This is a genomic window from Propionivibrio sp. (assembly GCF_041441355.1).
Classification (GTDB): domain Bacteria; phylum Pseudomonadota; class Gammaproteobacteria; order Burkholderiales; family Rhodocyclaceae; genus Propionivibrio.
The window spans coordinates 424,800-449,785 of record NZ_JASDTF010000019.1 but is presented as its reverse complement, the minus strand read 5'-3'; the positions used below and the strand labels follow the sequence as shown (position 1 = coordinate 449,785).

The 24,986-nt window shown below is 63.2% G+C and carries 29 protein-coding genes; 11 read left to right on the top strand and 18 right to left on the bottom strand.

From position 1 onward, the window contains the following. Positions 1 to 43: 43 nt before the first annotated feature. The 8 genes from QMB55_RS08630 to QMB55_RS08595 all read left to right on the top strand — a co-directional run bounded on the left by QMB55_RS08630 (position 44) and on the right by QMB55_RS08595 (position 7,807). Positions 44 to 631, top strand: coding sequence for an ABC transporter permease (locus QMB55_RS08630; RefSeq protein WP_497588277.1), 588 nt, complete (start codon positions 44 to 46; stop codon positions 629 to 631). After that, positions 628 to 1,680 (top strand): ABC transporter ATP-binding protein, encoded by a 1,053-nt coding sequence (locus tag QMB55_RS08625; protein WP_497588276.1) that lies wholly within the window; start codon positions 628 to 630, stop codon positions 1,678 to 1,680. Before QMB55_RS08630 ends, QMB55_RS08625 begins: the two co-directional genes overlap by 4 nt. 13 nt (positions 1,681 to 1,693) lie before the next feature. Further along, a complete protein-coding gene (locus QMB55_RS08620; protein WP_497588275.1) occupies positions 1,694 to 2,770 on the top strand; it encodes an extracellular solute-binding protein in 1,077 nt (358 codons plus the stop codon). A 22-nt stretch (positions 2,771 to 2,792) separates the two neighbouring features. Next, positions 2,793 to 3,617, top strand: a complete 825-nt coding sequence (locus QMB55_RS08615) for an ABC transporter permease (protein WP_497588274.1) — start codon at positions 2,793 to 2,795, stop codon at positions 3,615 to 3,617. Further along, the gene (locus QMB55_RS08610) at positions 3,589 to 4,236 is read left to right on the top strand and encodes an SLOG cluster 4 domain-containing protein (RefSeq protein ID WP_497588273.1); all 648 of its coding nucleotides are present in this window, start codon (positions 3,589 to 3,591) and stop codon (positions 4,234 to 4,236) included. The genes QMB55_RS08615 and QMB55_RS08610 overlap by 29 nt, the downstream gene beginning before the upstream one ends. Positions 4,237 to 4,343: 107 nt before the next feature. Continuing rightward, positions 4,344 to 4,946, top strand: coding sequence for an IMPACT family protein (locus QMB55_RS08605; protein WP_497588272.1), 603 nt, complete (start codon positions 4,344 to 4,346; stop codon positions 4,944 to 4,946). 227 nt (positions 4,947 to 5,173) lie between these two features. Continuing rightward, complete coding sequence (locus QMB55_RS08600; RefSeq protein WP_497588271.1) at positions 5,174 to 6,349, top strand: FIST signal transduction protein; 1,176 nt, start codon at positions 5,174 to 5,176, stop codon at positions 6,347 to 6,349. 21 nt (positions 6,350 to 6,370) lie between these two features. Further along, on the top strand, positions 6,371 to 7,807 hold the full coding sequence (locus QMB55_RS08595) for an aldehyde dehydrogenase family protein (protein WP_497588270.1): 1,437 nt from the start codon (positions 6,371 to 6,373) through the stop codon (positions 7,805 to 7,807). Positions 7,808 to 7,858: 51 nt separating this feature from the next. Here QMB55_RS08595 and QMB55_RS08590 read toward each other — a convergent pair whose 3' ends face one another. The 3 genes from QMB55_RS08590 to QMB55_RS08580 all read right to left on the bottom strand — a co-directional run bounded on the left by QMB55_RS08590 (position 7,859) and on the right by QMB55_RS08580 (position 10,223). Then, the gene (locus QMB55_RS08590; protein ID WP_497588269.1) at positions 7,859 to 8,641 is read right to left on the bottom strand and encodes an IclR family transcriptional regulator; all 783 of its coding nucleotides are present in this window, start codon (positions 8,639 to 8,641) and stop codon (positions 7,859 to 7,861) included. A gap of 156 nt (positions 8,642 to 8,797) precedes the next feature. Further along, entirely contained in the window at positions 8,798 to 9,052 is a 255-nt protein-coding gene (locus tag QMB55_RS08585) for a hypothetical protein (protein WP_497588268.1), read from the bottom strand. Between the two features lie 109 nt (positions 9,053 to 9,161). After that, on the bottom strand, positions 9,162 to 10,223 hold the full coding sequence (locus QMB55_RS08580) for a serine/threonine protein kinase (protein ID WP_497588267.1): 1,062 nt from the start codon (positions 10,221 to 10,223) through the stop codon (positions 9,162 to 9,164). A 134-nt stretch (positions 10,224 to 10,357) separates the two neighbouring features. Here QMB55_RS08580 and QMB55_RS08575 point away from each other — a divergent pair, with 134 nt between their 5' ends. Beyond that, positions 10,358 to 11,113: a fused MFS/spermidine synthase gene (locus tag QMB55_RS08575; RefSeq protein WP_497588266.1), complete on the top strand. Its 756-nt coding sequence runs from the start codon at positions 10,358 to 10,360 to the stop codon at positions 11,111 to 11,113. A 12-nt stretch (positions 11,114 to 11,125) separates the two neighbouring features. Here the strand turns inward: QMB55_RS08575 and QMB55_RS08570 are convergent, their stop codons facing one another. From QMB55_RS08570 to petA, 12 genes are all read right to left on the bottom strand, one after another. Further along, positions 11,126 to 11,500 carry a sirohydrochlorin chelatase gene (locus QMB55_RS08570; protein ID WP_497588265.1) on the bottom strand — a complete coding sequence of 125 codons (375 nt, stop codon included), beginning with the start codon at positions 11,498 to 11,500 and terminating at the stop codon, positions 11,126 to 11,128. Between the two features lie 121 nt (positions 11,501 to 11,621). Further along, positions 11,622 to 12,149 (bottom strand): adenine phosphoribosyltransferase, encoded by a 528-nt coding sequence (locus QMB55_RS08565; protein ID WP_497588264.1) that lies wholly within the window; start codon positions 12,147 to 12,149, stop codon positions 11,622 to 11,624. A gap of 7 nt (positions 12,150 to 12,156) precedes the next feature. Continuing rightward, the gene (locus tag QMB55_RS08560) at positions 12,157 to 13,446 is read right to left on the bottom strand and encodes an NCS2 family permease (protein ID WP_497588263.1); all 1,290 of its coding nucleotides are present in this window, start codon (positions 13,444 to 13,446) and stop codon (positions 12,157 to 12,159) included. Between the two features lie 164 nt (positions 13,447 to 13,610). After that, positions 13,611 to 14,057, bottom strand: a complete 447-nt coding sequence (locus QMB55_RS08555; protein ID WP_497588262.1) for a DUF2721 domain-containing protein — start codon at positions 14,055 to 14,057, stop codon at positions 13,611 to 13,613. A 2-nt stretch (positions 14,058 to 14,059) separates the two neighbouring features. After that, positions 14,060 to 15,385 (bottom strand): hemolysin family protein, encoded by a 1,326-nt coding sequence (locus tag QMB55_RS08550; RefSeq protein ID WP_497588261.1) that lies wholly within the window; start codon positions 15,383 to 15,385, stop codon positions 14,060 to 14,062. Between the two features lie 19 nt (positions 15,386 to 15,404). Continuing rightward, positions 15,405 to 16,178: a TerC family protein gene (locus tag QMB55_RS08545; RefSeq protein ID WP_497588260.1), complete on the bottom strand. Its 774-nt coding sequence runs from the start codon at positions 16,176 to 16,178 to the stop codon at positions 15,405 to 15,407. A 101-nt stretch (positions 16,179 to 16,279) separates the two neighbouring features. Further along, complete coding sequence (gene ybiB, locus QMB55_RS08540; protein ID WP_497588259.1) at positions 16,280 to 17,359, bottom strand: DNA-binding protein YbiB; 1,080 nt, start codon at positions 17,357 to 17,359, stop codon at positions 16,280 to 16,282. A 71-nt stretch (positions 17,360 to 17,430) separates the two neighbouring features. Then, positions 17,431 to 17,844 (bottom strand): ClpXP protease specificity-enhancing factor, encoded by a 414-nt coding sequence (locus tag QMB55_RS08535; protein WP_497588258.1) that lies wholly within the window; start codon positions 17,842 to 17,844, stop codon positions 17,431 to 17,433. Between the two features lie 100 nt (positions 17,845 to 17,944). Beyond that, positions 17,945 to 18,541 (bottom strand): glutathione S-transferase N-terminal domain-containing protein, encoded by a 597-nt coding sequence (locus QMB55_RS08530; RefSeq protein ID WP_497588257.1) that lies wholly within the window; start codon positions 18,539 to 18,541, stop codon positions 17,945 to 17,947. Positions 18,542 to 18,636: 95 nt separating this feature from the next. Beyond that, positions 18,637 to 19,356: a cytochrome c1 gene (locus QMB55_RS08525; protein ID WP_497588256.1), complete on the bottom strand. Its 720-nt coding sequence runs from the start codon at positions 19,354 to 19,356 to the stop codon at positions 18,637 to 18,639. Between the two features lie 11 nt (positions 19,357 to 19,367). Further along, positions 19,368 to 20,672, bottom strand: coding sequence for a cytochrome b (locus QMB55_RS08520; protein WP_497588255.1), 1,305 nt, complete (start codon positions 20,670 to 20,672; stop codon positions 19,368 to 19,370). Between the two features lie 2 nt (positions 20,673 to 20,674). Next, entirely contained in the window at positions 20,675 to 21,253 is a 579-nt protein-coding gene (gene petA / locus QMB55_RS08515) for a ubiquinol-cytochrome c reductase iron-sulfur subunit (protein ID WP_497588289.1), read from the bottom strand. On the opposite strand from petA, the gene QMB55_RS08510 reads away from it, so the two are divergent. Next, positions 21,162 to 21,350 carry a hypothetical protein gene (locus QMB55_RS08510; protein ID WP_497588290.1) on the top strand — a complete coding sequence of 63 codons (189 nt, stop codon included), beginning with the start codon at positions 21,162 to 21,164 and terminating at the stop codon, positions 21,348 to 21,350. The genes petA and QMB55_RS08510 overlap by 92 nt on opposite strands. 27 nt (positions 21,351 to 21,377) lie before the next feature. On the opposite strand, the gene recR is transcribed toward QMB55_RS08510, so the two are convergent. From recR to dnaX, 3 genes are all read right to left on the bottom strand, one after another. Next, positions 21,378 to 21,986 carry a recombination mediator RecR gene (recR, locus tag QMB55_RS08505; RefSeq protein WP_497588254.1) on the bottom strand — a complete coding sequence of 203 codons (609 nt, stop codon included), beginning with the start codon at positions 21,984 to 21,986 and terminating at the stop codon, positions 21,378 to 21,380. After that, entirely contained in the window at positions 21,986 to 22,309 is a 324-nt protein-coding gene (locus QMB55_RS08500; protein WP_497588253.1) for a YbaB/EbfC family nucleoid-associated protein, read from the bottom strand. The genes recR and QMB55_RS08500 overlap by 1 nt, the downstream gene beginning before the upstream one ends. A 61-nt stretch (positions 22,310 to 22,370) precedes the next feature. Next, on the bottom strand, positions 22,371 to 24,056 hold the full coding sequence (gene dnaX, locus QMB55_RS08495) for a DNA polymerase III subunit gamma/tau (RefSeq protein ID WP_497588252.1): 1,686 nt from the start codon (positions 24,054 to 24,056) through the stop codon (positions 22,371 to 22,373). 167 nt (positions 24,057 to 24,223) lie between these two features. Between dnaX and QMB55_RS08490 the strand changes: the two genes are divergently transcribed. Beyond that, positions 24,224 to 24,838: a class I SAM-dependent methyltransferase gene (locus QMB55_RS08490; protein ID WP_497588251.1), complete on the top strand. Its 615-nt coding sequence runs from the start codon at positions 24,224 to 24,226 to the stop codon at positions 24,836 to 24,838. The last annotated feature ends 148 nt before the right edge of the window (positions 24,839 to 24,986 follow it).

The window sequence follows — 24,986 nt, the reverse complement described above, 5'->3', positions numbered from 1 at the left end:
CGTTGGGATTGGACTCTAATTCCACCTGCTACTCAATTACGGGGTGACGTCGGTGCTGCTCGGTTTACCCCTTGCGTATGCGATCCTGCACACGACCAACCCGCGTGTCCGTGCGCTGGTTCGGATTCTGTATCAGCTTCCGGTTGCGTTGCCCGCCCTGGTGCTCGCCTTCGGTTTTATCCTCGTTTTTTCCTCCGACACGCTCCCCTGGCTCGGCAGCATCTGGCTGCTGGTTGCCGGGCATGTCGTGCTCGGGCTCCCGTACTTCCTGCAAACCGTGGTCGCCGACATGCAACGCCTTGGCCTGCGGAGCCTGGAAGACGCGGCAGAGTCTCTCGGAAGCAGCGCCTGCCAACGCTTTTTCCACATCGTTCTTCCGGCAGTCCGACATTCGATCCTTTCAGGACTGATCGTCGTCACCGCCTTGTCGATCGGTGAGTTCCAGTTTTCGAATCTGGTGGCCGGTTTCCTCAACCGGACATACCCGGTCGTCCTGTTACAAGCTTTTTACGGCGCCACCGGTTTTGCCTGCGCAGCCACCGTCGTCCTTTTGACCTTGGCGCTCGTGGCATCGATCAGCGGCGCATGGTCTGCCCGCAGAGCCACCAGTCGTTCAACGGAGTATGCATGACGCCCAATGAATTCGCCGCGGTGCAGATTGAACGCGCCAGTTTCAGTTATCCGGGCGGCAAAGCCGGCATCCGGGACATCGACCTGAACATCGCAGAAGGAGAACTCGTGGTCTGCATCGGCCCGAGCGGATGCGGCAAGACCACCTTGCTCAAGCTCATCGCCGGCTTCCTTCCGTGCTCGCAGGGGCGGGTGTGTCTGGCGGGTGAAGACGTCACAGCGCTTAGTGTGCGCGATCGCCAATGTGGAATCGTCTTCCAATCGTACGCCCTCTTCCCCCACATGCGTGTTTGGGAAAACGTGGCCTATCCGTTGCGCGTACGCGGAATCGCGCTTGATCAAAGGCGCCGCGAAGCCGATGCCATGCTGGAACTGGTTGGCCTCCAAAACCTCGGTGAACGTCTCCCCGCGGCACTCTCCGGCGGTCAGCAGCAACGCGTGGCGCTGGCGCGTGCACTCATCTTCAAACCGCGCGTACTCTTGCTAGACGAACCCCTTTCCGCGCTCGACGCGGCGACCCGCGTCAGCATGCGGGATGAAATACGACGCATCCAGAAGCAACAGAAGATCGCCACCCTGCTCATCACCCACGATCAAGATGAGGCGCTCTCGCTCGCCGACCGGATCGTGCTCCTGCGTGACGGCCAACTTGTCCAAACGGCAACGCCGCAGGCCATGTACGACACCCCGGTCAATGCGTTCGCCGCCGGATTCATCGGTCGAGCCAACTTTCTCGATGGTCGGGTGACGGGCCCCGAACACGTCGAAACGAGCCTGGGCAAGCTGCACACGCATCTGCACCTGCGGCCGGAAGGCGCGCCGGTTCAACTCCTGATCCGCCCGGAGCGCATCCAGCCCGCGAACGACGCCGAAACCGTGACCGACAATATTTTCGCGGCCCGGATTCTTCACGACCGTTTCCACGGTGCTCGCCGCGAAGTCGGACTGAGCGTAGGCACAACCCTGCTGTGGGTCGACACCCCTTTGCGCACCCCTTTTACGCAAATCCACGTGCCCCGCGACGCGGTGCAGTTTTTATCCACGCCATAAGGAGGAGAGGACGATGAACTACTCGCGTTACCTGCTGGCGGCCACCACGGCCCTGTTCGCCGTTTGCGCATCCGCACAAACGATTCTCGACAGCCCCGAGCTTTACCCCGGGGAGAAGACGCTCTACGAAGCGGCCAGGAAAGAAGGGATGGTCGTCAGTTTCGACACCGGCCCGACCTGGGCCAACTGGTCGGCGCAATTCGCCGCGTTCAAGAAACGCTATCCCGAAGTCGAGATCGTCTATAACGATCTCGGTTCCGCCGCCACGGTTGTCGCTTTGGAAAAATCCAAAAACCGTCCGCAAGCCGATACCGCCTACTATTTCGCCGCCTCCGCGGTCGATGCCGCGAACAAGGGGCTGACTGCGCCCTTCAAGCCGGTGAACTTTGACAAGCTGCCGTCCGTTTTCCGCGAAACAGACGGTCGCTGGTTCACGATCCACTCGCTGACGGTGGCTTTTCTGGTTAATACCAAACTAGTCAAGAACGTGCCGCAATCCTGGGCCGATCTGCTCAAGCCCGAATACAAGAACTCCGTGGTCTATCTTGACCCGCGTTCGACCGGCGTCGGACAGGTGCTGACCTTCGCCGCAAATTTCGGGGCGGGCGGCGACATGAACAACGTCCAGCCCGGCCTCGACTACCTCGGCAAGCTGCACCAATCGGGCAACGTCCTGCGCGTTCTCGGGACGACGCCGTATGCCCAGTTCATCAAGGGCGAGATCCCGATCTGGATCTCCTATGAAAACGATGGGCTCAAAGCCAAGCACATCGACGGACTTGGCGATTCGATTGCCGTGGTCATCCCGAAAGAAGCCTCGGCGGCCGCTCCCTACGGCATCAGCCTGGTAGAAAAGGGGCCAAACCCCAACGCCGGAAAATTGTGGCTCAACTTCATCATGACCGATTTCGGGCAACGCATCTTTGCCCAAGGATTCGTCCGCCCGTCTGTTCCAGGCGTCAGCCTACCGGACAACGTCGCGGATAAACTACCGGCCGTGCCACAAGTCCGTCCGCTCGACGTCAAGGCCGCAGCCCTGCGCAAAACGGACATCGACAAAGGCTGGGCGGCGGCCACCGGCAGCAAATAAGGCAACGTGACACGACAGGGCGATGGTCATGCGCAAGCGTAGAATGTTCTGGCTGGCACTTCCGGCACTGGGTTTTCTCGCCTTTTTCTTCGTCCTGCCGACCGCCACGCTGGCGATCGACGCGTTCAGCGACGGCATCCAGGCCTTCGTCCGCGTCATCGCCCTACCGGGGTTCTGGAGCTCGCTCGCCGGCAGCCTCTCGCTGACCCTACTCGCCGCCACGCTTTCAACGTTGGTCGGTTTTCTGGTGGCCTTGCACCTGTCCAGCCTGGCGGAGCAAAAACGCACACTTTATTCGCTTATCATTGCGCTGCCGCTGACTTTTTCCGGCCTGATCGTCGCCTATGGCTTCATCCTCGGATACGGGCGGGCCGGATTTTTTACGCAGTTGCTCGGTTTTCTGGGGTTCGACACCGGCCTGGTGGGCAAAGCACTGTTTACTTGGTGGGGCTTGGCCTTTGCCTCTTCGTACTACCTCATTCCGCGGGTTGTCATGAGTTTATTGCCGGTGCTCGTCAATTTCGACCGTGCACAACTCCTGGCTGCGGAATCGCTCGGCGCCACACCTCAACAGGCCGTGCGCCAGATTCTTCTGCCACAAGTCGCCGCACCACTCGGCGCAGCTTTCTGCCTGGTGGCGGCCGTCGTCTTCGGCGCCTATGGAACAGCGCTGGCACTGGTCGGCACGCAGCTCCAGATCCTCCCCCTGCAACTCTACAGCCTGATTTCCGAAACCGGATCCGACTTTCCTGCAGCCGCAGCCCTGGCGTTGTTGATTACCGCCACCTGTGCCACGGTGATGACGACCGGAGAATGGTTTGGTCAACGACATGAACGTCATCTTTAAACTCGACCGCAACAACAACCGCCTCTACAACGCCAACGCTCAATTATTCGACGCTCCCAACCGCACTTGGATTTCATCCGCATTACCCAGCCAAACCGAATCCCTCGACTCCATTGCTGCGGCCACATGGCTGCAACGCCAGAGCGGGTATCCATTAAGGATTCCTGTGGGGGTCATCGGGCCTCGAGAGGCCACAGCGAAAAGCCTGCTCGTCGCCCATCAGCTTGGTTACAACTTGGCTCGCATGGGATTCCCAGTTTTATGCGGAGGACGACAAGGCATCATGGAGGCTGTCTGTCAGGGGGTAAAGGAAGGTGCGGGGATTTCAGTCGGGCTACTCCCGGAAGGCGATGCGAGTTTCGCCAACCCTTTCGTCAGCCTTGCCCTCGCCACCGGCATCGGTGAAGCACGAAACGCCCTGATTGCGAAAGCCTCGCTTTGCTTGATCGCTGTAGGCGACAGTTACGGGACGCTTTCAGAAGTTGCGCTGGGCTTGCAGTTCGGGAAACAAGTCATCGGTTTGGAAGGCGCCGCAAGCATTGACGGCGTTCGCCACGTTTCACAGGTCGATCATGCGCTGACTGCAGTGGCCAACGTCGCACTCGGCCTGGACACATGATTTCGGAAACCACCTCTACGACGCGAGAATGCATCCTCGCGCTTTAAGTCTCCGTGCTTTGGGCAAAACACACGCCTCGGGTATTCTTTCCCCCCGAGTCATGCCTTATGCCAAAAACCCTCCCCACTCCCGCACACGGTGAACTGCTCATCAAGAAGAGCCGCTTCATCGCCTGTGTCCAGCCCGTTGCCGATCGTGTCAGCGCCCTCCGCATCGTCGCGGCGTTGCGTGCGCGGCACCCGGGCGCCGCGCACGTCTGCTGGGCCTTGCTGGCCGGCGGACATTCCGCCGCAGCGGATGACGGCGAGCCGTCCGGAACAGCCGGACGACCGATGCTGGAGGTGCTGCGCCATCAAGACCTCGAAGGCGTCCTGGCCACCGTCGTACGCTACTACGGTGGCGTCAAACTCGGCGCGGGCGGGCTCGTGCGCGCCTACACGGACGCTATCGCCCAAACCCTTCTCGGCGCGGAAAAAATCGCTATCGTTGAATTCAAGACCCTCGCTTGCCGCGCCCCCTATGCGCTGGAAGGCACAATCAGGCGCGAACTCGAGCTCCACGCAGCCAAATTGATCCGGACCGAGCACGGGCACCGTGTCAGCTTCGAATTCAGTCTGTCGGAAACCGCAGCCGACGCACTGATCGAAAGACTTGGCGAATCGGGGCGCGGACAGATCGAGTGGCTGCCCCCGTCCGCTCTCGAACCCTGAGCCCCTCCGGAACGTCCAATCCACGCGCCCTGCAGCAGCGCTGCGGCCCGCGTCCACAGGTCCTTCCAGCGCCTGTTCCGTGATCCGGAACAGACGTTCCAAACACCGAAACGCCGCCCTTTGACCCGCCGCCCGGCCCGGTCCTAGGATGCCGACGCAGCAGCACGGCAACGAATCTCGGGATCAAGTACATCCGCATACAACGCGACATTTTCGGGAGTGTGGTCATGCAAAAAGCAAACACGGGTTCAAGCACCAACGCCGATTCCTACCTCGCCGGGCGGGAAGCGGCGGCCAAAGCGAAGGTCGGGCTGGGCGGCATCAAGATGGCGTTCGTCTACGCCGGCGCCGACAACGACATGGATCGAGTCCTTCAGGGCATCCGCGAAGAATTGCCGGGCGTACCCTTGATCGGGAACACCTCGTTCACCGGGGTCATCACCCCGGAAGGCTTCATCAGCGGCGAGCGCGGCTTCGTCGCCCTGCTCGCCCTCGCCGACCCCGAGCTGTGCGTCGGCATCGCCAGCCTGCCCAAGGGCGGCTGCGCCCGCAGCACCGGCGCCGAAGTGGCGCGCCAAGCAATGCGGGCCGCCGGACGCAACGAGGCGCCGGATTACTTCCACCTCGTGGCGCCGCCGGGCGAAGAGGAGTTTTTCCTCAAGGGCATCAGCGACGTCGTCGGGCGCATTCCCTTCTTCGGCGGCAGCGCCGCGGACAACGCCATCGCCGGACAGTGGAAGGTGTTCTCCGAAAGCGGGGCCCATGCCGACGGGGTCGCGGTCGCGTTCTTCTACACCCGCGCGGCGATGGCCAATCACTTCACCGGCGCCTACCGCGAAACCGCCGACATGGGGATCATTACCAAGGTCGACGGCCACCGCCGCCTGATCGAGATCGACGGCGTTCCGGCGCTCACAAAATACGCACAGTGGCTGGGCACCGATGCTGCTGCACTCAAGGGCATGGCCCTGCTCGTAGCCACCATTACCTCTCCGCTCGGCGTCAAGGATCGACTCGGCGAACTGGTGGCGATCCGTCACCCGATGTACGGCCACGACGACGGCTCGATGGACATCGGCAACAAGCTGGCCGTCGGCACCACGGTGATCCGCATGGAGACGACGGTCGACGAGTTGATCGCCTCGACCGGCGACGCCCTCAAACGCGTCAAGGAAAAGCTGGCCGCACCGGCAGGTGCTTTCCATCTCGTGCATTGCGGCGGCCGACGCGCAGGGATCGGCGAGCGTATCGACGAAGTTGCCGAGCGGATCAAGCGCGAAGCCGGCGACACCCCCTTCATCTGCGAATTCACCTTCGGCGAATACGGCTACGAGGATGACGGCAACAATACCTGCGGTGGCCTGATGCTGTCCTTCACCGCGCTGGCCAAAACTGCCGCCTAAATTTTTTCTGGAGACAAGCACATGAAAATGATCATCGGCGACCTCCCGGTCGACGCGCTGGACCGGACCACCATCACCATCACCAATCCCGCCACCGGCGAGGCGATCGACACCGTTCCTGACGCCGGCCCCGACGACGTGGCCCTGGCCGTGGCCAAAGCCAAGGCGGGGCAAAAGGCGTGGGCGAAGGTACCCGTGCATCAGCGCGCCGCCATCCTGCGCCGTTTCCTTAGCCTCGTCGACGAGCGGCGTGAGGCGCTCGCGCGCACGCTGTCGGCGGAAACCGGCAAGCCGATCCGCGAGGCGCGCGCCGAAATCGGCAACATCTTCATTGGCTTCGAAGCTTTCATCGAGAAGGCCAAGCACCTCTACGGCGACGTCATCCCGAACGGCAGCGAACCCGGCCAGGAAAGCACGCTGCAGCTGACCCTGCGCGAGCCGATTGGCGTCGTCGCCTGCATCATCCCCTTCAATTTCCCCTGCGACCTCTTCGACCAGAAGGTGGCGCCGACGCTGATGGCCGGCAACGCAGCCATCGTCAAACCCCCGCACCAGAACCCGCTGACCCTGATCAAGCTCACCGAACTGATGCTCGAAGCCGGCGTGCGCGGCGGCGCAATCCAGGTGATTACCGGCCAGGGCGCCAAGGCCGGCGCAGCGCTCACCGCGCATCCAGATGTACACAAAATCAGCTTCACCGGCTCGACCGCCGTCGGCATCGAGACGGCAAAGAATGCCGCCAGCCACCTCGCCCACATTTCGCTCGAACTGGGCGGCAACGACGCCTTCATCGTGCATGAGGACGCCGACCTCGATCTGGCGGTCGAGGAAATGATCTGGGGCCGGATGTACAACGCCGGACAGGTCTGCTGCGCCTCCAAACGCTTCCTGGTGCATAACCGAGTGCGCGCGGCCTTCGTCGACAAAGCTGCGGCACGGATGAAAACGCTTAAGGTCGGCGTCCCGGACAAGGAAGACACCCAGATCGCCTGCCTCGTCACCGAAGCAGCAGCCCGGCAAGTCGAAGCGCAGGTCGCACGCACTGTCGAACAGGGCGGGCGGCTAGTACTCGGCGGCGAACGCACGGGGGCCTTCTTCGCGCCGACGCTGATCGACGCCATTCCGAAAACTGCGGACGTCGCGCGCGACCTGGAAATCTTCGGCCCGGTTGTCTCGGTGATCGGTTTCGACACGCTGGACGAAGCGATCGAGATCGCCAATGCTTCGAAATTCGGCCTGGCGGGCTGCATCTTCAGTGCCGACATGAAGACGGCAATGAAGACTGCCGCCGCGCTCGAATGCGGCAGCGTGGTGATCAACGGTGCGAGCTTCTACCGCAGCTTCGAGATGCCCTTCGGCGGCTATAAGTATTCGGGCCTGGGCACCGAAGGCGTGCTCTCGACCTTCGCCGAAGTCACCCGCCTCAAGACCGTGGTGCTCAAGAACGTCCTCGCCTGAAGTCGATCTCCCGCCGGCACCGGGCATCCAGCGCGGCAGCCGGCGGGCGCTTCAGCGGACGTAACCGAGGCGTAGTGAAATCTTGCACGCCGCCGCTTTCACCTTCTCGATCACACGCGGCAAAAGCGCGTCGTCAAGCAGCGTCACCGGGCCGCTGGCGCTGACTGCGGCCACGACATCGCCGCGATAGTCGAAGATCGGCGCGCCGACGCAACGATGCCCGGCTTCGTACTCCTCGTCGTCGATGGCCCAGACCTGGGTTCGCACCTTGCGCAGTTCCTGCTTGAGCGCCTCCAGCCCCGGCAAGGTGCGTTCGGTGTAGGTTTCGAAGGCGCAGCCGCCCATCAAGGTGTGCAACTCCTCGCCCGACAAGCCCGAAAGCAGGCATTTGCCGAGCGATGAGCAGTACGACGGCACACGCAGCCCGATTTGCGAATAGAGACGGATGCCCGGCAGGATGTCGAGCTTCTCGACATAAACCACCTCGTGGCCGTCGAGAATGCCCAGGTGCGCGGTCAAGCCGAGGTCGGCGGTGATTTCGCGCAGGTAAGGACGCGCCTCGGTCTGCAACTCGAGGCTGTTGATGTAGTAGCTGGCGATCTCGATGTACTTGAGGCCCAGGCGGTACCCCCCGCCGTGCAGGGTCTGCTCGACGAAACCGCGCTCGACCAGCGTCGCCGCCAGGCGGTGCGCCGTCGATTTCGAGAGGCCGGTGGCACGCGCCAGCGCCGTGATGCCGAGGCCGTCCTTGTGCGTCCCGAGCGCCTCGAGCATGTCGAGTGCCCGGTTCAGCGACTGAACCGAATTGTCTTTCCGCTCACCGTACGCCGCCACCTTGCCCTCCGCCGTCGCACTGATCGATATGCCAAGCCGATGATCGTGGCGACAGTATCAGGCGGCGTCCCAGCGCGGTCAATGGGAATAGCCAAGCGCGGAAAGCCCGTCGATAGGCCTGCGGCGGCGGCCCCAAGGCCGCATCGAGATTGGGTTTCAGCCCAGTGCGTGTTCCTCGCCGGCCGAGTCCACGCCAATGAGCTGGAATCCCGGGCGGGCGAAGATTTCCTGGCCGTTGGCCGCGTCGAGGAGGTGCCGGGCGCCGACCAGCAGGCGCAGGGCGGTGATTTCAAAGAGATCGAGGCAATCGATGTTGGCGACGCGGCAGACTTCGCCGGCTTGCATCGCCGTTTCGACGTGCGGCAAAAGTTGCTCGATGGTGTCGGAAGGCTTGAGCGTGACGTTCAACATGGTCCCACCTCCTGGCTCCTGATGTTGGCGCCGGCCAATGGCCGACAACCGACTTGACGGCGATTCATCGTCCGTCAGCCGAGCCAAACGACGCATAAGCCGTGCCAGCTCAGGCGCAGGCCAGCGGCGCTTCGTCCATCAAGGCGATCTGCTCGCGCAGTTCGAGAATGCGGTCCTGCCAGTAGCGCGGCGTCCCGAACCACGGGAAGGCGACGGGAAACGCCGGATCATCCCAACGTCGCGCCAGCCAGCCGGCGTAATGGATGAGGCGCAGGGTGCGCAAGGCTTCGATGAGGTGCAGCTCGCGCGGGTCGAAGTCGTAGAAAGCGCGGTAGCCGTCGAGTACTTCCGCGAGCTGCCGCTCCTGCTCGGCGCGCGGGCCGGAAAGCAGCATCCAGAGGTCCTGCACCGCCGGCCCTTGGCGGGCATCGTCAAAATCGACGAAGCATGGACCGCCCTCGTCGCCCTCGCTCCACAGCACGTTGCCGGCATGGCAATCGCCGTGCAGGCGCAGGTCACGTAACTGGCCGGCGCGCGCATAGCAGTGGCGAACGCCGTCCAGGGCCTGGGCGGCAACACCGAAGTACACGTCGGCCAGCTCGGGCGGCAAAAAATGCCCTTGCCGCAGGAAAGCGAGTGGCGCCTCGCCGAAGCTCGATACATCAAGTTTCGGTCGCGCGACAAAGCGTCGCAAGGCACCGACGGCATGCATCCGTCCCAGAAAACGCCCCATCCATTCGAGGTTGCGCCCGTAGTCGAACTCGGGCGGACGCCCGGGATGGCGCGGATAAACGGCAAAACGCAGGTCGTCGTGCCGGAACAGCGTCTCGCCCGAGATCGAGAGGGGTGCGACGACGGGCAATTCGCGCTCGGCCAGTTCGCGGCAGTAGGCATGTTCCTCGCGGATCGCCGCATCGCTCCAGCGCCCGGCGCGATAGAACTTGACGACGCGCGCCACGGGCTCCGCATCGGCATCCTCGTAAAACTGATAGACCCGGTTCTCGTAGCTGTTGAGCGCCAGCAAGCGGCCGTCGGCATGCAGGCCGATGCCGTCGAGCGCGGCGAACAGGGTTTCGGGCGTCAGGGAGGCGAAAGGTCGCGCCGTCGCCGTGTCCGGTGTATCGGCTCTGACGGCCGAAGAAGGTTTGTTCCGCTTGCTTTCCCGCATCATGGCTCTCACGCATCGCCCCGAGGGCTTGACGGGGCAGGATAACACGCGCACCGCAGGCCAGGTCGCCAGCGCGGGGCAAAGCGGCTAAGATGCCGGGTTCGCAAGTTTGTCCGCCGCCCAAGACGGCTTCTCCCATGCCCAAGAATTTCATCGACGTCAGCGAAGAGGCGGGCGTCCGCTATCTGCATTTCAGCCAGGAATGGATCCAGGGGGCGATGCGCATCCAGCGCCCCAACGCCCTCGAGCTCGCCTACACCCGCGAAATGATGGCCGGTCTGCTGCTGCGCGAAACGCCGTGGCCGCGCAACGCCCTGCTGATCGGCCTGGGCGCCGGCTCGCTGGCCAAGTTCATCTTCCACAAGCTGCCGGCGACGCGGATCGACGTCGTCGAAATCGATCCGCAGGTGGAAGTCGTCGCCCGGTTGCATTTCAAGCTCCCGCACGACCCGCAGCGCCTGCGCATCCACATCGATGACGGCGCGCGCTTCATGCTCGCGGGCGAAACACAGTACGACTGCATCTTGGTCGACGGCTTCGATCACAAGGGCAGCCCGGGGCCGCTCGACACCCTGCCCTTCTACCAGGCCTGCCGGGCTCGCCTGAGCGACGGCGGCCTGCTCGCGATCAACCTGCTCAGCCGTCGGCGTGGCTTTTCCGCCAGCAAGGAGCGCATTGCCGAAGCCTTCGATAACCGCGTGCTGGTCTTTCCGTCTTGCGAGAGCGGCAACACCATCGCCTTCGCGCGCGGCAACGACGAAGTCGACGTCCACCTCGACGACCTGACCCAGCGCGCCACCGTACTGCGCCAGGAGACCGGGCTCAACCTTTTGCCGACCCTGCCGCGCCTGCAGGCGGCCGGAACGCTGCTGCGCGACCGCCTGGTGTTCTGAGCGCGCCCCGGCTCAGTTCCGCGCCAGGGTGGCGACGTGCGCCGCCATCGCCTGGACCACGCTTTCCGCCTCTCCGACCGGCGGCACAAGCACGAGTTCGACCGCGGGATGACGCGCACGCAAGGCGTCAATGAGCCGCGGCACGTCGTTTTTCAGGTGGCCGCCCTGAGCGATGAACAGCGGCACGATCAGGAGCCGACGATAACCTTCAGCGATCAGGGCCTCGACGCAGGCCGCGAGGTCGGGCGCAATGAATTCGAGAAACGCCAGCTCGACCCGCTGCTCGGGCGCATGCTCGCGCAAGGCCGTCGCGACGCGGCGCATCGAGTCGCCCCATTGCGGATCGCGCGCGCCGTGGCCGAAAAGAACGAAAGCGGTTGTAGACATGAGTACCCTCTGGCAGCCCCGGAGAAAGTCAGGATTCGGGAATTATCCGGCAAACGCCGACGCATGCAAAAACAAACGCCGGTTCATGCGAACCGGCGTTGAACGGGATGCGCGACCGACTTCAGTAGCGCAATAGCGTGTAGTACGGCAGCGCCACGGCCTTCAGGCGCTCGGCGCCCCCCAGCGCGGGCAGGTCGATCACCGCGGCGGCTTCGACGATGCGCGCCCCGAGGCGCTCCATGAGCCGCGCGGCGGCGAGGAGGGTCCCGCCGGTGGCGATCAGGTCGTCGACGATCAGCACGTGCTCGCCGGCCTCGGCCGCATCGGTATGCACTTCGACCGTGGCCTGCCCGTACTCGAGGGTGTAAGACTCGCGCACCGTCTCGTACGGCAGCTTGCCGGCCTTGCGCACCGGGATGAAGCCGCAGCGCAGCCGGTAGGCCAGCGCCGCGCCGATGATGAAACCGCGCGCATCAATGCCGGCGATGGCATCGATGCGGGCGTCGGCGTAACGTAGCGCGAAGGTGTCGATCAGGTTCCGGAACGCCTCCCCATCGCGCAACAGCGGCGTGATGTCGCGGAACAGGACACCGGGTTCGGGCCAGTCCGGAACGACGCGAACGCGCTGGTCGAAGTATGCGCTGTCCATCGCTCGCTTACAGGAAGGCGAACTTGAGCACGAACAGGACGGCGATCAGCACCACCATCGGCGACAGGTCCTTGCTCCGCCCCGCCAGCAGCTTGGTGGCCACGTAGGTGATGAAGCCGAAGGCGATGCCGTGCGCGATCGAGAAAGTGAAGGGCATGCTGATCGCGGTCACCACGGCCGGCGCGGCTTCGGTCAGGTCGTCCCAGTCGATCTCGGAGAGGCCACGGATCATCAGCACAGCGACGTAGCACAGGGCCGGCGCGGTCGCGAAGGCGGGCACGGTGCCGGCCAGCGGCGCGAAGACCAGGGCGGCGAGGAAGAGCCCGGCGACGACCACGGCAGTGAGGCCGGTGCGTCCGCCGACCGAGGTACCGGCGGCCGATTCGATGTAGGCGGTGGTCGACGAGGTGCCGAGGCCGGCACCGGCGACAATGGCCGCGGAATCCGCCAGCAGCGCGCGCTTCAGGCGCGGCAGCTTGCCGTCCTTGTCGAGCAGGCCGGCGCGGTGGCAAACGCCGATCAGCGTGCCCGAGGCGTCGAACAGCTCAACCATGAAGAAGGTCAGGACCACGGTGAGCAAGCCCGCATTGAGCGCCCCGGCGATGTCCATCTGCATGAAGGTCGGCGCGATCGAGGGCGGCGGCGCAATGATGCCGGCGAACGGGGTCAGCCCGAGCAGCACCGAAGCCACGGTCACCAGCAGGATCGAGATGATGATTGCACCCGGCACTTTGCGCTGTTCAAGGGCAACGATCAGGATGAAGCCGGCGATGGCCAGCAAGGCGCCCGGGTTATGCAGGTTGCCCAGAGTGAGCAGCGTCGCGGGGTGGCCGGTGATGATGCCGGCGTTCTTGAGGCCGATGATCGCCAGGAACAGGCCGATGCCGGCCGAGATGGCGAACTTGAGCGAGCGCGGGATGGCGTTGACCACGGCTTCCCGGATCTTGAACAAGCTGACCAGGATGAACAGCACACCGGAGATGAACACTGCGCCGAGCGCAGCCTGCCAGGTGTAGCCCATGCCCAGGACCACGGCGAAGGCGAAGTAGGCGTTGAGGCCCATGCCGGGCGCCAGCGCGATCGGGTAGTTGGCATACAGGCCCATGATCGCCGAACCGAGTGCCGCCGCGAGGCAGGTGGCGACGAAAACGGCATCCTTGGGCATGCCGGAGGCGGACAGGATGTCCGGGTTAACGAAGATGATGTAAGCCATGGTCAGGAAGGTCGTCACCCCTGCCATCACCTCGGTTCGCACGCTGGTACCGTGCGCAGAAAGCTGAAAATATCGCTCCAGCATAGCCCCTCCCCTTTGAAAAGCCGGCATTTTAGCGCAGTCGATCCTTGATGTGTGAATAAAGATCAAGGGCTTATCGTTCCCCGCGCGGCAAGGCGTGGCCCCAAAAAAATCGGCCCCGCAGAGGCGGGGCCGGTTCGTAAGGCCACATGGGATCGTGCGGCGGCTTACCGCTCCGGCAAGCTCCCCGCACCACCGGCGCCGACGCCGAGATAAACCTCGCGCAGGAACATGCCCAGGGAGATGATCATCGAGGTCATCGCCAGTATGAACATGATCGCCACGGTTTTCGCCAGATCGACGGAATTGAGCGCACCGATGAAGGCCCCGGCAATGACCAGGCAGACCAGCAAGGCGGCCAGCACGGAATAGAGAATTCCCAGGTAGACGAGGCGACTACGGTGCACGAGAACACGCAGCTCGCGGGTGTACTCATCGAGCTGCTCGGCCGAACCGCCCTGTTTAAGCCGCTCGCGGACGATGCGACTGCGGTCGACGACGCGCCCGAGACGGGTGTTCATGGCGTTGATCAGGGTGGCGATCCCGGTGAGCATGAAGACCGGCGCAACGGCCAGCTGAATGACGCGCGAAACGTCGGTGATCTGAGCATCCATCCCTACTCCTTGTCGGGTGCGTTTGCGGACGCTTGCGCGTCGTTGACCAGTGAGGTGACGAGGACCTTGTCGACCCGGTTCTTGTCCATATCGACGATCTCGAAGCGGTGTTCCACGAGCTCGAAGCGGTCTGCCACGCCTGGAATGCGGCCGAGCACATACATAACCAGACCGCCGAGGGTGTTATAGGCTTTCTCGTCCTCGCCCGGCAACGCATCGACGATCTCGAGCGCGAGCTTCAGGCGCTCGATCGAAACGCTGCCATCGACCAGCCAGGAGCCATCGACGCGGCGCACGAGCTCGTCATCGCCAATACTTTCGGCCGAAGGCAGGTCGCCGACGATCGAGGTCAACACGTCGGTCAAGGTCACGAGGCCTTGCAGCTCGCCGTACTCGTCAACGATCAGGGCGCATTGCTGGCGATCGCGGCGGAAGCTCTCGAGCAGGTGGGTCGTTGTCACCCCTTCTGGCACATAGAGCGGCGCCCGCAGGTGACGTTCGATGTCGAGCGGCGCGCCCGCGAGCGAGGCCTGCAACAGATCGGCGGTGCGCAAAATCCCGACGATGCGTTCCAGCCCGTCGCGGCAGACCAGGACCCGGGTATAGGGGCTCTCCGCGAGACGTTCGCGCACCACAGCCTCGGGTTCGTCGAGGTCGATGGCGTAGATGTCCTTGCGGTGCGTCATGATCGCGCCGATGCGCTGCTCGTCGAGACGCAGCACGTTCGAAACGATGGCTTGCTCGCTCTCGTGGAAGATCCCGGCTTCAGCACCCTGTTCCATCAGCACGTTGATCTCGTCGTTGGTCACCGGCGGATCGCCGCGCTTGCGCGCGCCGATCAACTGGAGGACGACGGTCGACGACGAGGCCAGCAGCCAGACGAGCGGTTTCGTCATGTGCGCCAGCCGATTCATCGGCGAGGCGACGAGCGAAGCGATCGCCTCCGGTGCGAGCAGGCCGAGCCGTTTAGGCACCAGTTCGCCGATGACAACCGAGACATAGGTCAGCCCGACGACGACCAGCGTCAACGCCAGGCCGCGCGCGTAGGGCTCAAGCCAGGAAAACCCGGCCAGCCACTGCGTCAGCGGGTCGGCGATGGCGTTTTCGCCGATCGCCCCGCTCAGGATGCCAACGGTGGTGATGCCGACCTGAACGGTCGACAGAAAGCCCGAAGGCTCGTGGCTCAATTCGAGCGCCGAGCGTGCTCCGGGACTCCCATCGTCAGCCAGTTTCTGCAGCCGCGCCTTGCGTGCGGAGACCACGGCGATCTCCGACATCGCCAGCAGTCCGTTCAGCAGAATCAGTACAACCAGTAGAAATAAGTCCATCTAGAGGGGCTGCGACCTCTCACTGTTCGTTCGGTTTGTCTTTGGCCGGCGCGTACGGTTCGTGCAGATTCACCGGCGCGACATGCTTCTTGCGCATGCGGATGTTGAGAATCTCAACCGCCAGCGAGAACGCCATGCCGAAGTAGATGTAACCCTTGGGCACCTTGTGACCGAAACCTTCGGCAACCAGGGCAACCCCGACGACCAGCAGGAAGGACAGGGCCAGCATCTTGATCGTCGGATGCGCCGAGACGAAATTCCCGATCGTGCGCGCAAAGAGCATCATCAGCACCACCGAGGCCACCACCGCGGCAACCATCACCTCGATGTGTTCGACCATGCCCACCGCAGTGATGATCGAATCGAGCGAGAAGACCAGGTCGATGACGATGATCTGCATGATGACGGCCGTAAAGGTCGCTTCGACGGCATTGCTTTCGCTGCCCTCTTCGCCTTCGAGCAACTGGTGAATTTCCTGCGTGCTCTTCCAGATCAGGAACAGGCCGCCGCCGAGCAGAATCAGGTCGCGCGTCGAGAACGGCGCCCCGAGCACGGTAAACAGCGGCTCGGTCGCACCGACCATCCAGGACAGCAGCGCCAGGAGGGCGATGCGCATGAACATCGCGAAGAACAACCCGATCTTGCGCGCCTTTTCGCGCTGATGAAGCGGCAGTCGATCAACAAGAATCGAGATGAAGATGATGTTGTCAATCCCCAGAACCAGCTCCAACGCGGTCAGCGTGAAGAATGCTATCCACACCTCCGGGGACATCAGCAAAGCAAGAATTTCCATTGATATACCTGATAAAAAAAGAAAAAGAAACCTTAACTGTCGGCGATTATAACCAGAGCTTTTGCAATCTTTGTGCGTCCGATCATTGCTTTTTTGATGACTCAGACTCGCCGGAAACGATGGGCCACGCGTTGCTCGGCCGCATCGAGGTCAACACTCGCCCCGCTGAGCAGCAGACAGGCTGCCAGCTGCTTGGCAAGCGGACCGGGCAACACCGCCTCTCCAGCCAAAACCTGTTCGATCCAGCGGGCTGCGGCGACCGCCGTCGCCTCGGCAGGCAGGTCGGGCAGCGCGCGCAAGCTATCCCCTTCGGCATCAAAGAGGACATTCACGACACCGTACTCATCGATGCCCTCGAGACGCGGGCAGCGCTTCGGATTGGCGTAAGGTTCGCCCTCACAGCCCCGAAACAGCAAGGCCCGCTGTCGCCTGGCACACAAAAGGGTACGCATGGATTCGATATAGGGCGGATGTGTCGCCGATGCAAGGACGACGCCCTCTCCCGCAAACGGATCGAGCATTTTGACGAGGCTATGTGCGCAATTGCGCAAGCCGAGGCGCGCCCGCAAGTTGAGCTGCTGCGCCAGTCCCGGCAGCAGCTGCGGCGTGGGCAGGAAACTGACGCCCTGCTCGCCGAGTTCGACACCGGCTGCCGCCGGAGAAACGGCGGGGGTTACTCCGAGCACAGCCAGAACCTCGGCGCTTGTCACTCGCCCGAAATCCTCGAGCAGCCCGTGCGCCAGCACCGGCACCCCGAATTCACGCAAGGCCAGCATCAACAAGGGCGTCAGATTGGCAGCCCGGCGCGCGCCATTGTAGGTCGGTACCACGACCGGACGCAGGGCCCCGGCGGGCATCGCCAGCGCCGGCAACCGAACATCGATCGCGGCCATAAACGCCGCCAGCTCGGCCTCGCTTTCGCCTTTCATGCGCAGGGCAATGGCGATCGCGCCACTTTCCAGCTCGCCGACCTGACCGTCGAGCAAAGCACCGTAGAGGCGTGTCGCTTCGTCGGCAGGAAGGTCGCGGGCGCCCTCCTTACCACGGGCGATTTCCCTGATGATGTTGGTCAAGTTCATAGCGTTTCGATCAAGCGCCGACGAGAAATCGCGGCAGGAAGCAAATGAGCAAGGATAACCGGGAGAAGTTCCAATTTTGTGACAAGAACGCACGCGCTGCACACCGATCCGGCACGCACGGGTACGCCGCCGCGGTCTGCACCGGGGCGGCACGAAAAGGTGAAGCTCGGGGATTACTTGATGCGCTGCAGCTTGGGACGCGGCGGCGGAGGGGGCGTGTCGTCGTCGCGAGACGAGGCCTCGGGCGCCGATGCGTTATCGCTCTCGCTGCTCTCAAGGTCGGGATCGAACGCCATGCCGGCACCGTTTTCACGCGCATAGATCGCGGTCACGGCGCCGATCGGCACATAGAGATCGCGGGCCACGCCGCCGAAACGCGCCTGGAAGCTGATGCCGTCGTTGGCGATGCTCAGATGCCCCGTGGCCTCATAACCGATGTTGAGGACGATCTGCCCGTCGCGCACGAACTCGCGCGGAACGCGGGTCCGCTCATTCACGTTGACGGTGATGTAGGGCGTAAACCCATGGTCGCTGCACCATTCGTGGATGGCACGGATCAGGTAGGGCTTGGTCGAGGGCAGACTCACGGCAGGACAGAGAATAAAATCAAGGCATTCAGGGGGAAAGGGGCCGGCGCCCCGATCGGGGCGCCGGCCGGAGATTACACCAGATCAGCAGCAGTTAGCCCTAGCGGCGCATGGCCTTTTCGGACGGCGTCAGGGCATCGATGAAACCCTGGCGGCTGAAGATGCGTTCGGCGTACTTCATCAGCGGCGCAGCCGCCTTCGGCAACTCGATCCCGTAGTGGTCGAGGCGCCAGAGCAAGGGGGCAATGGCCACATCAAGCATCGAGAAGTCTTCGCCGAGCATGTGCTTCTGCTTGACGAACACTGGCGCCATCTCGGTCAGGCGGTCGCGGATGACCTGACGCGCCTTATCGGCCGTCTTCAGGTTTTTCTCCAGCACCTCGATGTGCGAGAAAACTTCACGCTCCATCGTGATCAGGAGCTGACGAGCACGGGCACGCATGATCGGATCCGGCGGCATCAGTTGCGGATGCGGGAAGCGCTCGTCAATGTACTCGTTGATGATGTTCGGCTCGTAGAGGATCAGGTCGCGCTCGACCAGAACCGGCACGCGGCCATAAGGATTGACCACGGCCTGGTCTTCCTGCTTGGCGAACAGGTCGACATCGATGACCTGGAAGTCCATCCCCTTTTCATAGAGGACGATGCGGCAACGCTGACTGAACGGACAGGTCGTTCCGGAATAAAGATTCATCATGGTCTACACCCCCAAAAAGCTAAGGCGGAATCGCGATTGCCACCGGAAGGAAGCCGGATGGCATCGATTCCGCCACCTGAAAATCAGGCGGTTACTCAATTTTTCTCGACGTCCTTCCAGTATTCCTTTTTCAAGGCATACGAGACGACGAACAACACGAACAGGAAAGCCAGAACGCCCAGGCCCAGCTGCTTGCGGAACCCCGCGCCGGGTTCGCCGGCCCAGACCAGGAAGCCGACCAGATCGGCAACCTCGCGATCGTAGTCCGCCGCCGACAGTTGCCCGCCAACGGCGGGACTGAGCTTGCCGGTCGCGGCATCGAGCGTCTGCTCACCCTGCAATTCCCAGAACACATGCGGCATGCCGACATTCGGGAAGATCGTGTTGTTCCAGCCGGTCGGCCGCTGCGGATCGCGATAGAACGCGCGCAGGTAGGTATAAAGCCAGTCTGCGCCGGGGGCATCGACCGAAGAGCGCGCACGTGCAACCAGCGTCAGGTCGGGCGGCGGTGCGCCGAACCATTGTTTCTGCTCCGCCGTGCGGGCGGCCACGCGCATCTGCCCGCCGATCTTGTCGGCAGTGAACATCAGGTTGTCTTCGATCTGTTGCCGGGTGAGGCCGATCTCGGTCAGGCGGTTGTAACGCACAAAGCTCATGCCGTGACAGCTGAGGCAGTAATTGACGAAAAGCCGGGCGCCGTTCTGCAGGCGGGCATGGTCGTCCTGGACGTTCGGTGCCTTGTCGAGCGCAACGTGTCCGCCTGCGGCCAGCACAACAAGCGGGGCCAGGAGCAGCGCCAGGAGAAACTTCTTCATGACGTTCGCTTTCATTTGTAGGTCACCCTTTCCGGCACGGGCTTGCATTTGTCGATCTTCGAGTACCAGGGCATGAGCAGGAAGAAGGCGAAGTAGATCAGGGTGCAGATCTGCGACACGATTTCGCCAACCGCCGAGGGCGGCAAGGTTCCGAGGTAGCCCAGGATCAGGAAAGAGATAACGAAGAGCGTCAGAAAGCCCTTGTAGATCGGCCCGCGATAACGGATCGACTTGACCGGGCTGCGGTCGAGCCAGGGCAGGAAGGCAAGGATGACGACACCGGCCCCCATGATCACCACGCCCCAGAACTTGGCGTCAAGCCCGAGGAGCGGCCAGACCATGGCGCGCAGCATCGAGTAAAACGGCGTGAAGTACCACACTGGGGCGATGTGCGGCGGCGTCTTGAGCGGATCGGCCGGGAAGAAGTTGTTGTATTCGAGGAAGTAGCCACCGCCTTCGGGGGCAAAGAAGACGATGCTGAAGAAGACGATCAGGAAGACGACCACGCCGACGATGTCCTTCACCGTGTAGTACGGGTGGAAAGGTATGCCGTCGAGCGGAATGCCTTTTTCGTTGAGCTTTTCCTTGATCTCGATGCCGTCCGGGTTGTTCGAGCCGACTTCGTGCAACGCCAGAATGTGCGCGACGACAAGGCCGAGCAAGGCGAGCGGGACAGCGATGACGTGGAAGGAGAAAAAGCGGTTAAGCGTCGCGTCGCCGATCACGAAGTCGCCTCGAATCCAGATCGACAGCGGCTCGCCGATCAGCGGGATGGCTGAGAACAGGTTAACGATGACCTGCGCCCCCCAGAACGACATCTGCCCCCAGGGCAACAGGTAACCCATGAAGGCCTCGGCCATCAGGACCAGGAAGATCAGCACGCCGAACACCCAGATCAGTTCGCGTGGCTTGCGGTATGAGCCATAGAGCATGCCGCGGAACATGTGCAGGTAGACCACGACAAAAAAAGCCGAGGCGCCGGTCGAATGCATGTAGCGGATCAGCCAGCCCCATTGCACGTCGCGCATGATGTACTCGACGCTGGCGAAGGCCACCGGCACGCCATCGGCATTGAGCGAAGCGTCAGGCTTGTAGAACATCACCAGAAAGATGCCGGTGATGATCTGAATCGCGAGGACAACGATCGCCAGCGAGCCGAAGAAGTACCAGAAGTTGAAGTTCTTCGGCGCGTAGTATTCGGAGAGGTGGCCGCGCCACATCGCCGTGGCCGGGAAGCGGGCATCGACCCACTCGAGTACGTTGCCCGCGAGCGAGCCGTCGGACTTGTACTTCTCGAAATTCTGATTGCCAGCCATGCTCAGGCCCCCTTCTTGTCTTCGCCGATCAGGATACGCGTCTCGGACAGATACGTATGCGGCGGCACCTCAAGGTTGGTCGGCGCCGGCTTGCTCTTGAACACGCGCCCGGCGTAGTCGAAGGTCGATCCGTGACAGGGGCAGAGGAAACCGCCGAGCCAGTCGGCCGTCATGCCTTCCTCGCTACCCTTCTTGAATTTGTTTGAGGGCGAACAGCCAAGGTGGGTGCAGATCCCGACCGCGATGAGGATGTTCGGCTTGATCGAGCGGGTGGCATTGCGGCAGTAATCGGGCTGCTGCTTGACTTCGGATTTCGGATCGGCGACGGCGTCGTCGAGCTTTGGCAAAGTGTCGAGCATTTCCGGGGTGCGGTTGAGCACCCAGACCGGCTTGCCGCGCCATTCGACGGTGATCATCTGCCCCGGCGCCAGGCTGCCGACATCGACTTCAACCGGCGCACCGGCGGCCTTGGCCCGCTCGGAGGGCAACATGCTGGATACAAACGGGACCATCGCCGCAACCGCGCCAGCGCCACCGACAGCCGCTGTGGCAACGATCAGACGCCTCCTGCCGCAATCCATCTTGCCTTCTTTGCTCATCGCACCGATCCTCAGAACGAATTTATCCGATTTTGAAACTATTAGCGAAGCATTATACGCGATGCGCCCCCGCAATTGAAGGCACCTCGCCTAAAAACCAGATATTTCAAGCCTCTCCGGCCAGCGACCGACGTTCGCGCACAGCCTGCGCCAGGGTTCCGGGATCGACGTATTCGAGCTCCCCACCCACCGGCACACCACGCGCGATCCGGGTCACCCGAATATCACGGCTGCGTAACATCTCGCTGAGATAGTGCGCTGTGACCTCGCCTTCGTTGGTAAAGTTCGTCGCCAAAATAACTTCCTGCACCACGCCGTCGCATGCACGATTGAGCAGGTGTTCGAAGTGCAGTTCACGCGGACCGATGCCCTCGAGCGGCGAGACGCGCCCCATGAGCACGTAATACAGTCCGGAATAGGCGTGCGTCTGCTCCATCATGTTCATGTCGACGGGCGTTTCGACCACGCAGAGCAAGCTGGCGTCGCGCTTGGGCGAACGGCAGCGGTCGCAGATTTCGTCTTCGGTGAAAGTGTTGCAGCGCTGACAATGCCGCAGCGCGGAGAGTGCGTGCTGCAGCGCCTCGGCCAACTGCCCTGCGCCTGGGCGGTCGCGCTGCATCAGGTAATACGCCATGCGCTGCGCCGACTTCGGGCCGACACCGGGTAGGCAGCGCAGCGCCTCGATCAGGGCATCGAGGCTGGACGGCGTGGTCATCAGAACGGCAGTTTCATGCCGGGGGGCAGATTGAGACCGGCGGTGAAGCCGGACATGCGTTCCTTGGAGGTTTCCTCGCCGCGACGCACGGCATCATTGACGGCGGCGGCAATGAGGTCTTCCAGCATCTCGCGATCGTCCATGACGGAAGGATCGATGCTGACCCGCCGCACGTCGTGGGCGCAGGTCATCACCACCTTGACCATGCCAGCCCCCGACTGCCCCTCGACTTCGATCTGGGCGAGCTGTTCCTGCGCCTTCTTCATGTTTTCCTGCATTTGCTGCGCCTGCTTCATCAGGCCGGCGATTCCGCCTTTCATCATGGTGCTTGCCTCAAAGGGATGTGTTGAACGAAAAAACTAAGCCACGGCGGAACGGCCCCGGCTAGAGCGGCCGGGTCGACTCTTCGACCACCTTGGCATCGAAAAGCGCGACAGCCTCGCGCACGAACTCGTCTTGATCGATTGATTCCTCGGCCTGTGCCTGGCGCTCCTGACGCTCCTTGTGCGCCACCGCCGCCGGCGTCTCACCGGCCACGTCCTCGATCTCGATCGTGAGCTGAACGGGGCAGGCATGATACTCGGAAAGCGCCTGCTGCAACTTGTCCTGCGCCGTCTTGATCAACAGGTGACGCTGCGCCGGGGCGAGACTGAGGACGATCCGCGTTCCATTCACCCGCCGCAGCAGGCAGTTCTGCGCCAGCTCGCGCGCCATGGCACCGATTTTCATGCCGCCGACGATGCTTAGCCAATCGGCATCGGCCGCCAATGCGGCGGGCAGCGGTTCGTTCGCGGCGAGCGACGGCGCAGAAGATTGCGGCGGCGCCGTGTCTGCAGCGGAAGGCACAGGCTGCGCCGGAGGCGCCATGGGGGGCACCGGCGCGGCAGATGCGACAGACGCAGGTGCGACCGCCGAAGGTGTAGCGGGGCGCGCGGCGCGCGGCGCCGCCATCGGCGGTGTGCGCTGCCCACCGCCCTCGCCCGCCGCTTGCGGCCGGAAAGTGTGCAGACGCAGCAAGGTCATCGTAAAACCGGTCTGCTCGTCGGGCGCCAGCGGCAACTCCTGCCGCCCATGCACGGCGATCTGGTAGGCGAGCTGGACGAACTCTGGATCGAAGCGCGCAGCGACGTCGAGCAGACGCACCCGCTCGGGAAGCTCCTCGGACACCGTTTGCGGCGCCAGCTGGGCGACTTGCACACGGGTGAGCAGGCTCGCCAGCTCCTGCAGCGCGACGCCGAAGGAGAGGCTGCGCAAGGCCATGTCGTCAGCCACTGCGAGCATGGCTGCCACGTCGTCGGCCAGCAGCGCCTCGAGGATGGCAAAAAGATAGTCGAGGTCGACGGTGCCGAGCATGTCGCGCACCTGCGCCTCGTCGACCTGCCCGGCGCCGTGGGCGATGGCCTGATCGAGCAAGGACAACGCGTCGCGCATGCTGCCCGAGGCCGAACGCGACAGGAGGTTGAGCGCCGCCGGCTCGGCGGCGATGCCCTCGACTTCGAGGATGTGCTTCAGATGCCCGGCGATCAGCGGCGGCGTCATCTGCTTCAGGTTGAACTGCAGACAGCGCGAGAGGACGGTAACCGGAATCTTCTGCGGATCGGTCGTCGCCAAAATGAACTTGACGTGCTCGGGCGGCTCTTCCAGCGTCTTGAGCATGGCGTTGAACGCCGAGTTCGAGAGCATGTGCACTTCGTCGATCACGTAGACCTTGAAGCGGCCGCGCGTCGGCGCATAGACGGCGTTCTCGAGCAACTGGCGCATCTCGTCGACACGGGTGTTGGTCGCCGCGTCGACCTCGAGCAGGTCGACGAAGCGTCCAGCATCGATCTCGGTACAAGCCGAGCAGGTGCCGCAAGGGGTCGCCGTCACGCCGGTTTCGCAGTTGAGCGATTTGGCGAGAATGCGTGCCAGTGTCGTCTTGCCCACGCCGCGCGTGCCGGTGAAGAGGTAGGCATGGTGCAGGCGCTGTTCGCCCAGGGCATGCGTCAGGGCGCGCACGACGTGTTCCTGGCCAACCAGGCTGGCGAAGGATTTGGGGCGCCATTTGCGCGCCAGGACTTGGTAGCTCATAGGAGCTGAATTCTACTCTGGATTGAAGGCAAAACCGAAGGCCGCATCGGCAACCTCGCCCGGGGCGCGCCGAAAGCGACAAATCGGCCGCGCGCAGCGCCTGGAAGCACTTCGCCGCGACTTATGGGCTTATGATGCCAGCTTTTCTTCTTTGCCCGAGGTTGCGCATGAGTTTCGACCACAAAGCCAGTGACTGGGACGCCAATCCGATGCACGTCGAGCGCGCCAACGCGATCGCCGCCTGCATGCGCCGCCACGCCCACCTCGCGCCGCCGATGCATGGTTTCGAGTTCGGCTGCGGCACGGGCCTCTTGAGCTTCGCCCTGCGCGACGCCTTCGGCACGATCACCCTCGCCGACACCTCCACCGGCATGCTCGAGGTCTTGCGCGGCAAGATCGCCGCCGCCGGCATCGCCCACATGCAGCCGCTGCGCATCGACCTCCTCGCCGACCCGAAGCCGGCCGAGCGCTACGACGTCGTTTACTCGGCAATGACCCTGCACCACGTTGCCGACACCCGGCGCATTCTCGAAGCCTGGCGCGAGATCTTGGTCGACGGCGGCACGCTGTGCATCGCCGACCTCGACGCCGAGGACGGCAGCTTTCACGACGACGGCGACACTGAGGTGCACCACGGCTTCGCTCGCGCGGCGCTGCAAGCGCTGGCCGAAGCCTGCGGCTACACCGACGTGCATTTCGATACCGCCTACACGGTGAAGAAGCTGCGCGGCGATGCGCCGCGCGAGTACCCGGTCTTCCTCATGGTGGCACGCAAGGCGTAGGCCTGAAACGACCTCTGGATGCGCTCTCCAGCCGGCCCGGAAGGCGCATGGAATGGCGCTCGCAGGCCGCCTCCTCAAGCACCAAAAAACAAACGGCGCACCCGCGGGTGAGCCGTTTTGCTTGAAGCTCGAAAACCCGAGCCAGCTT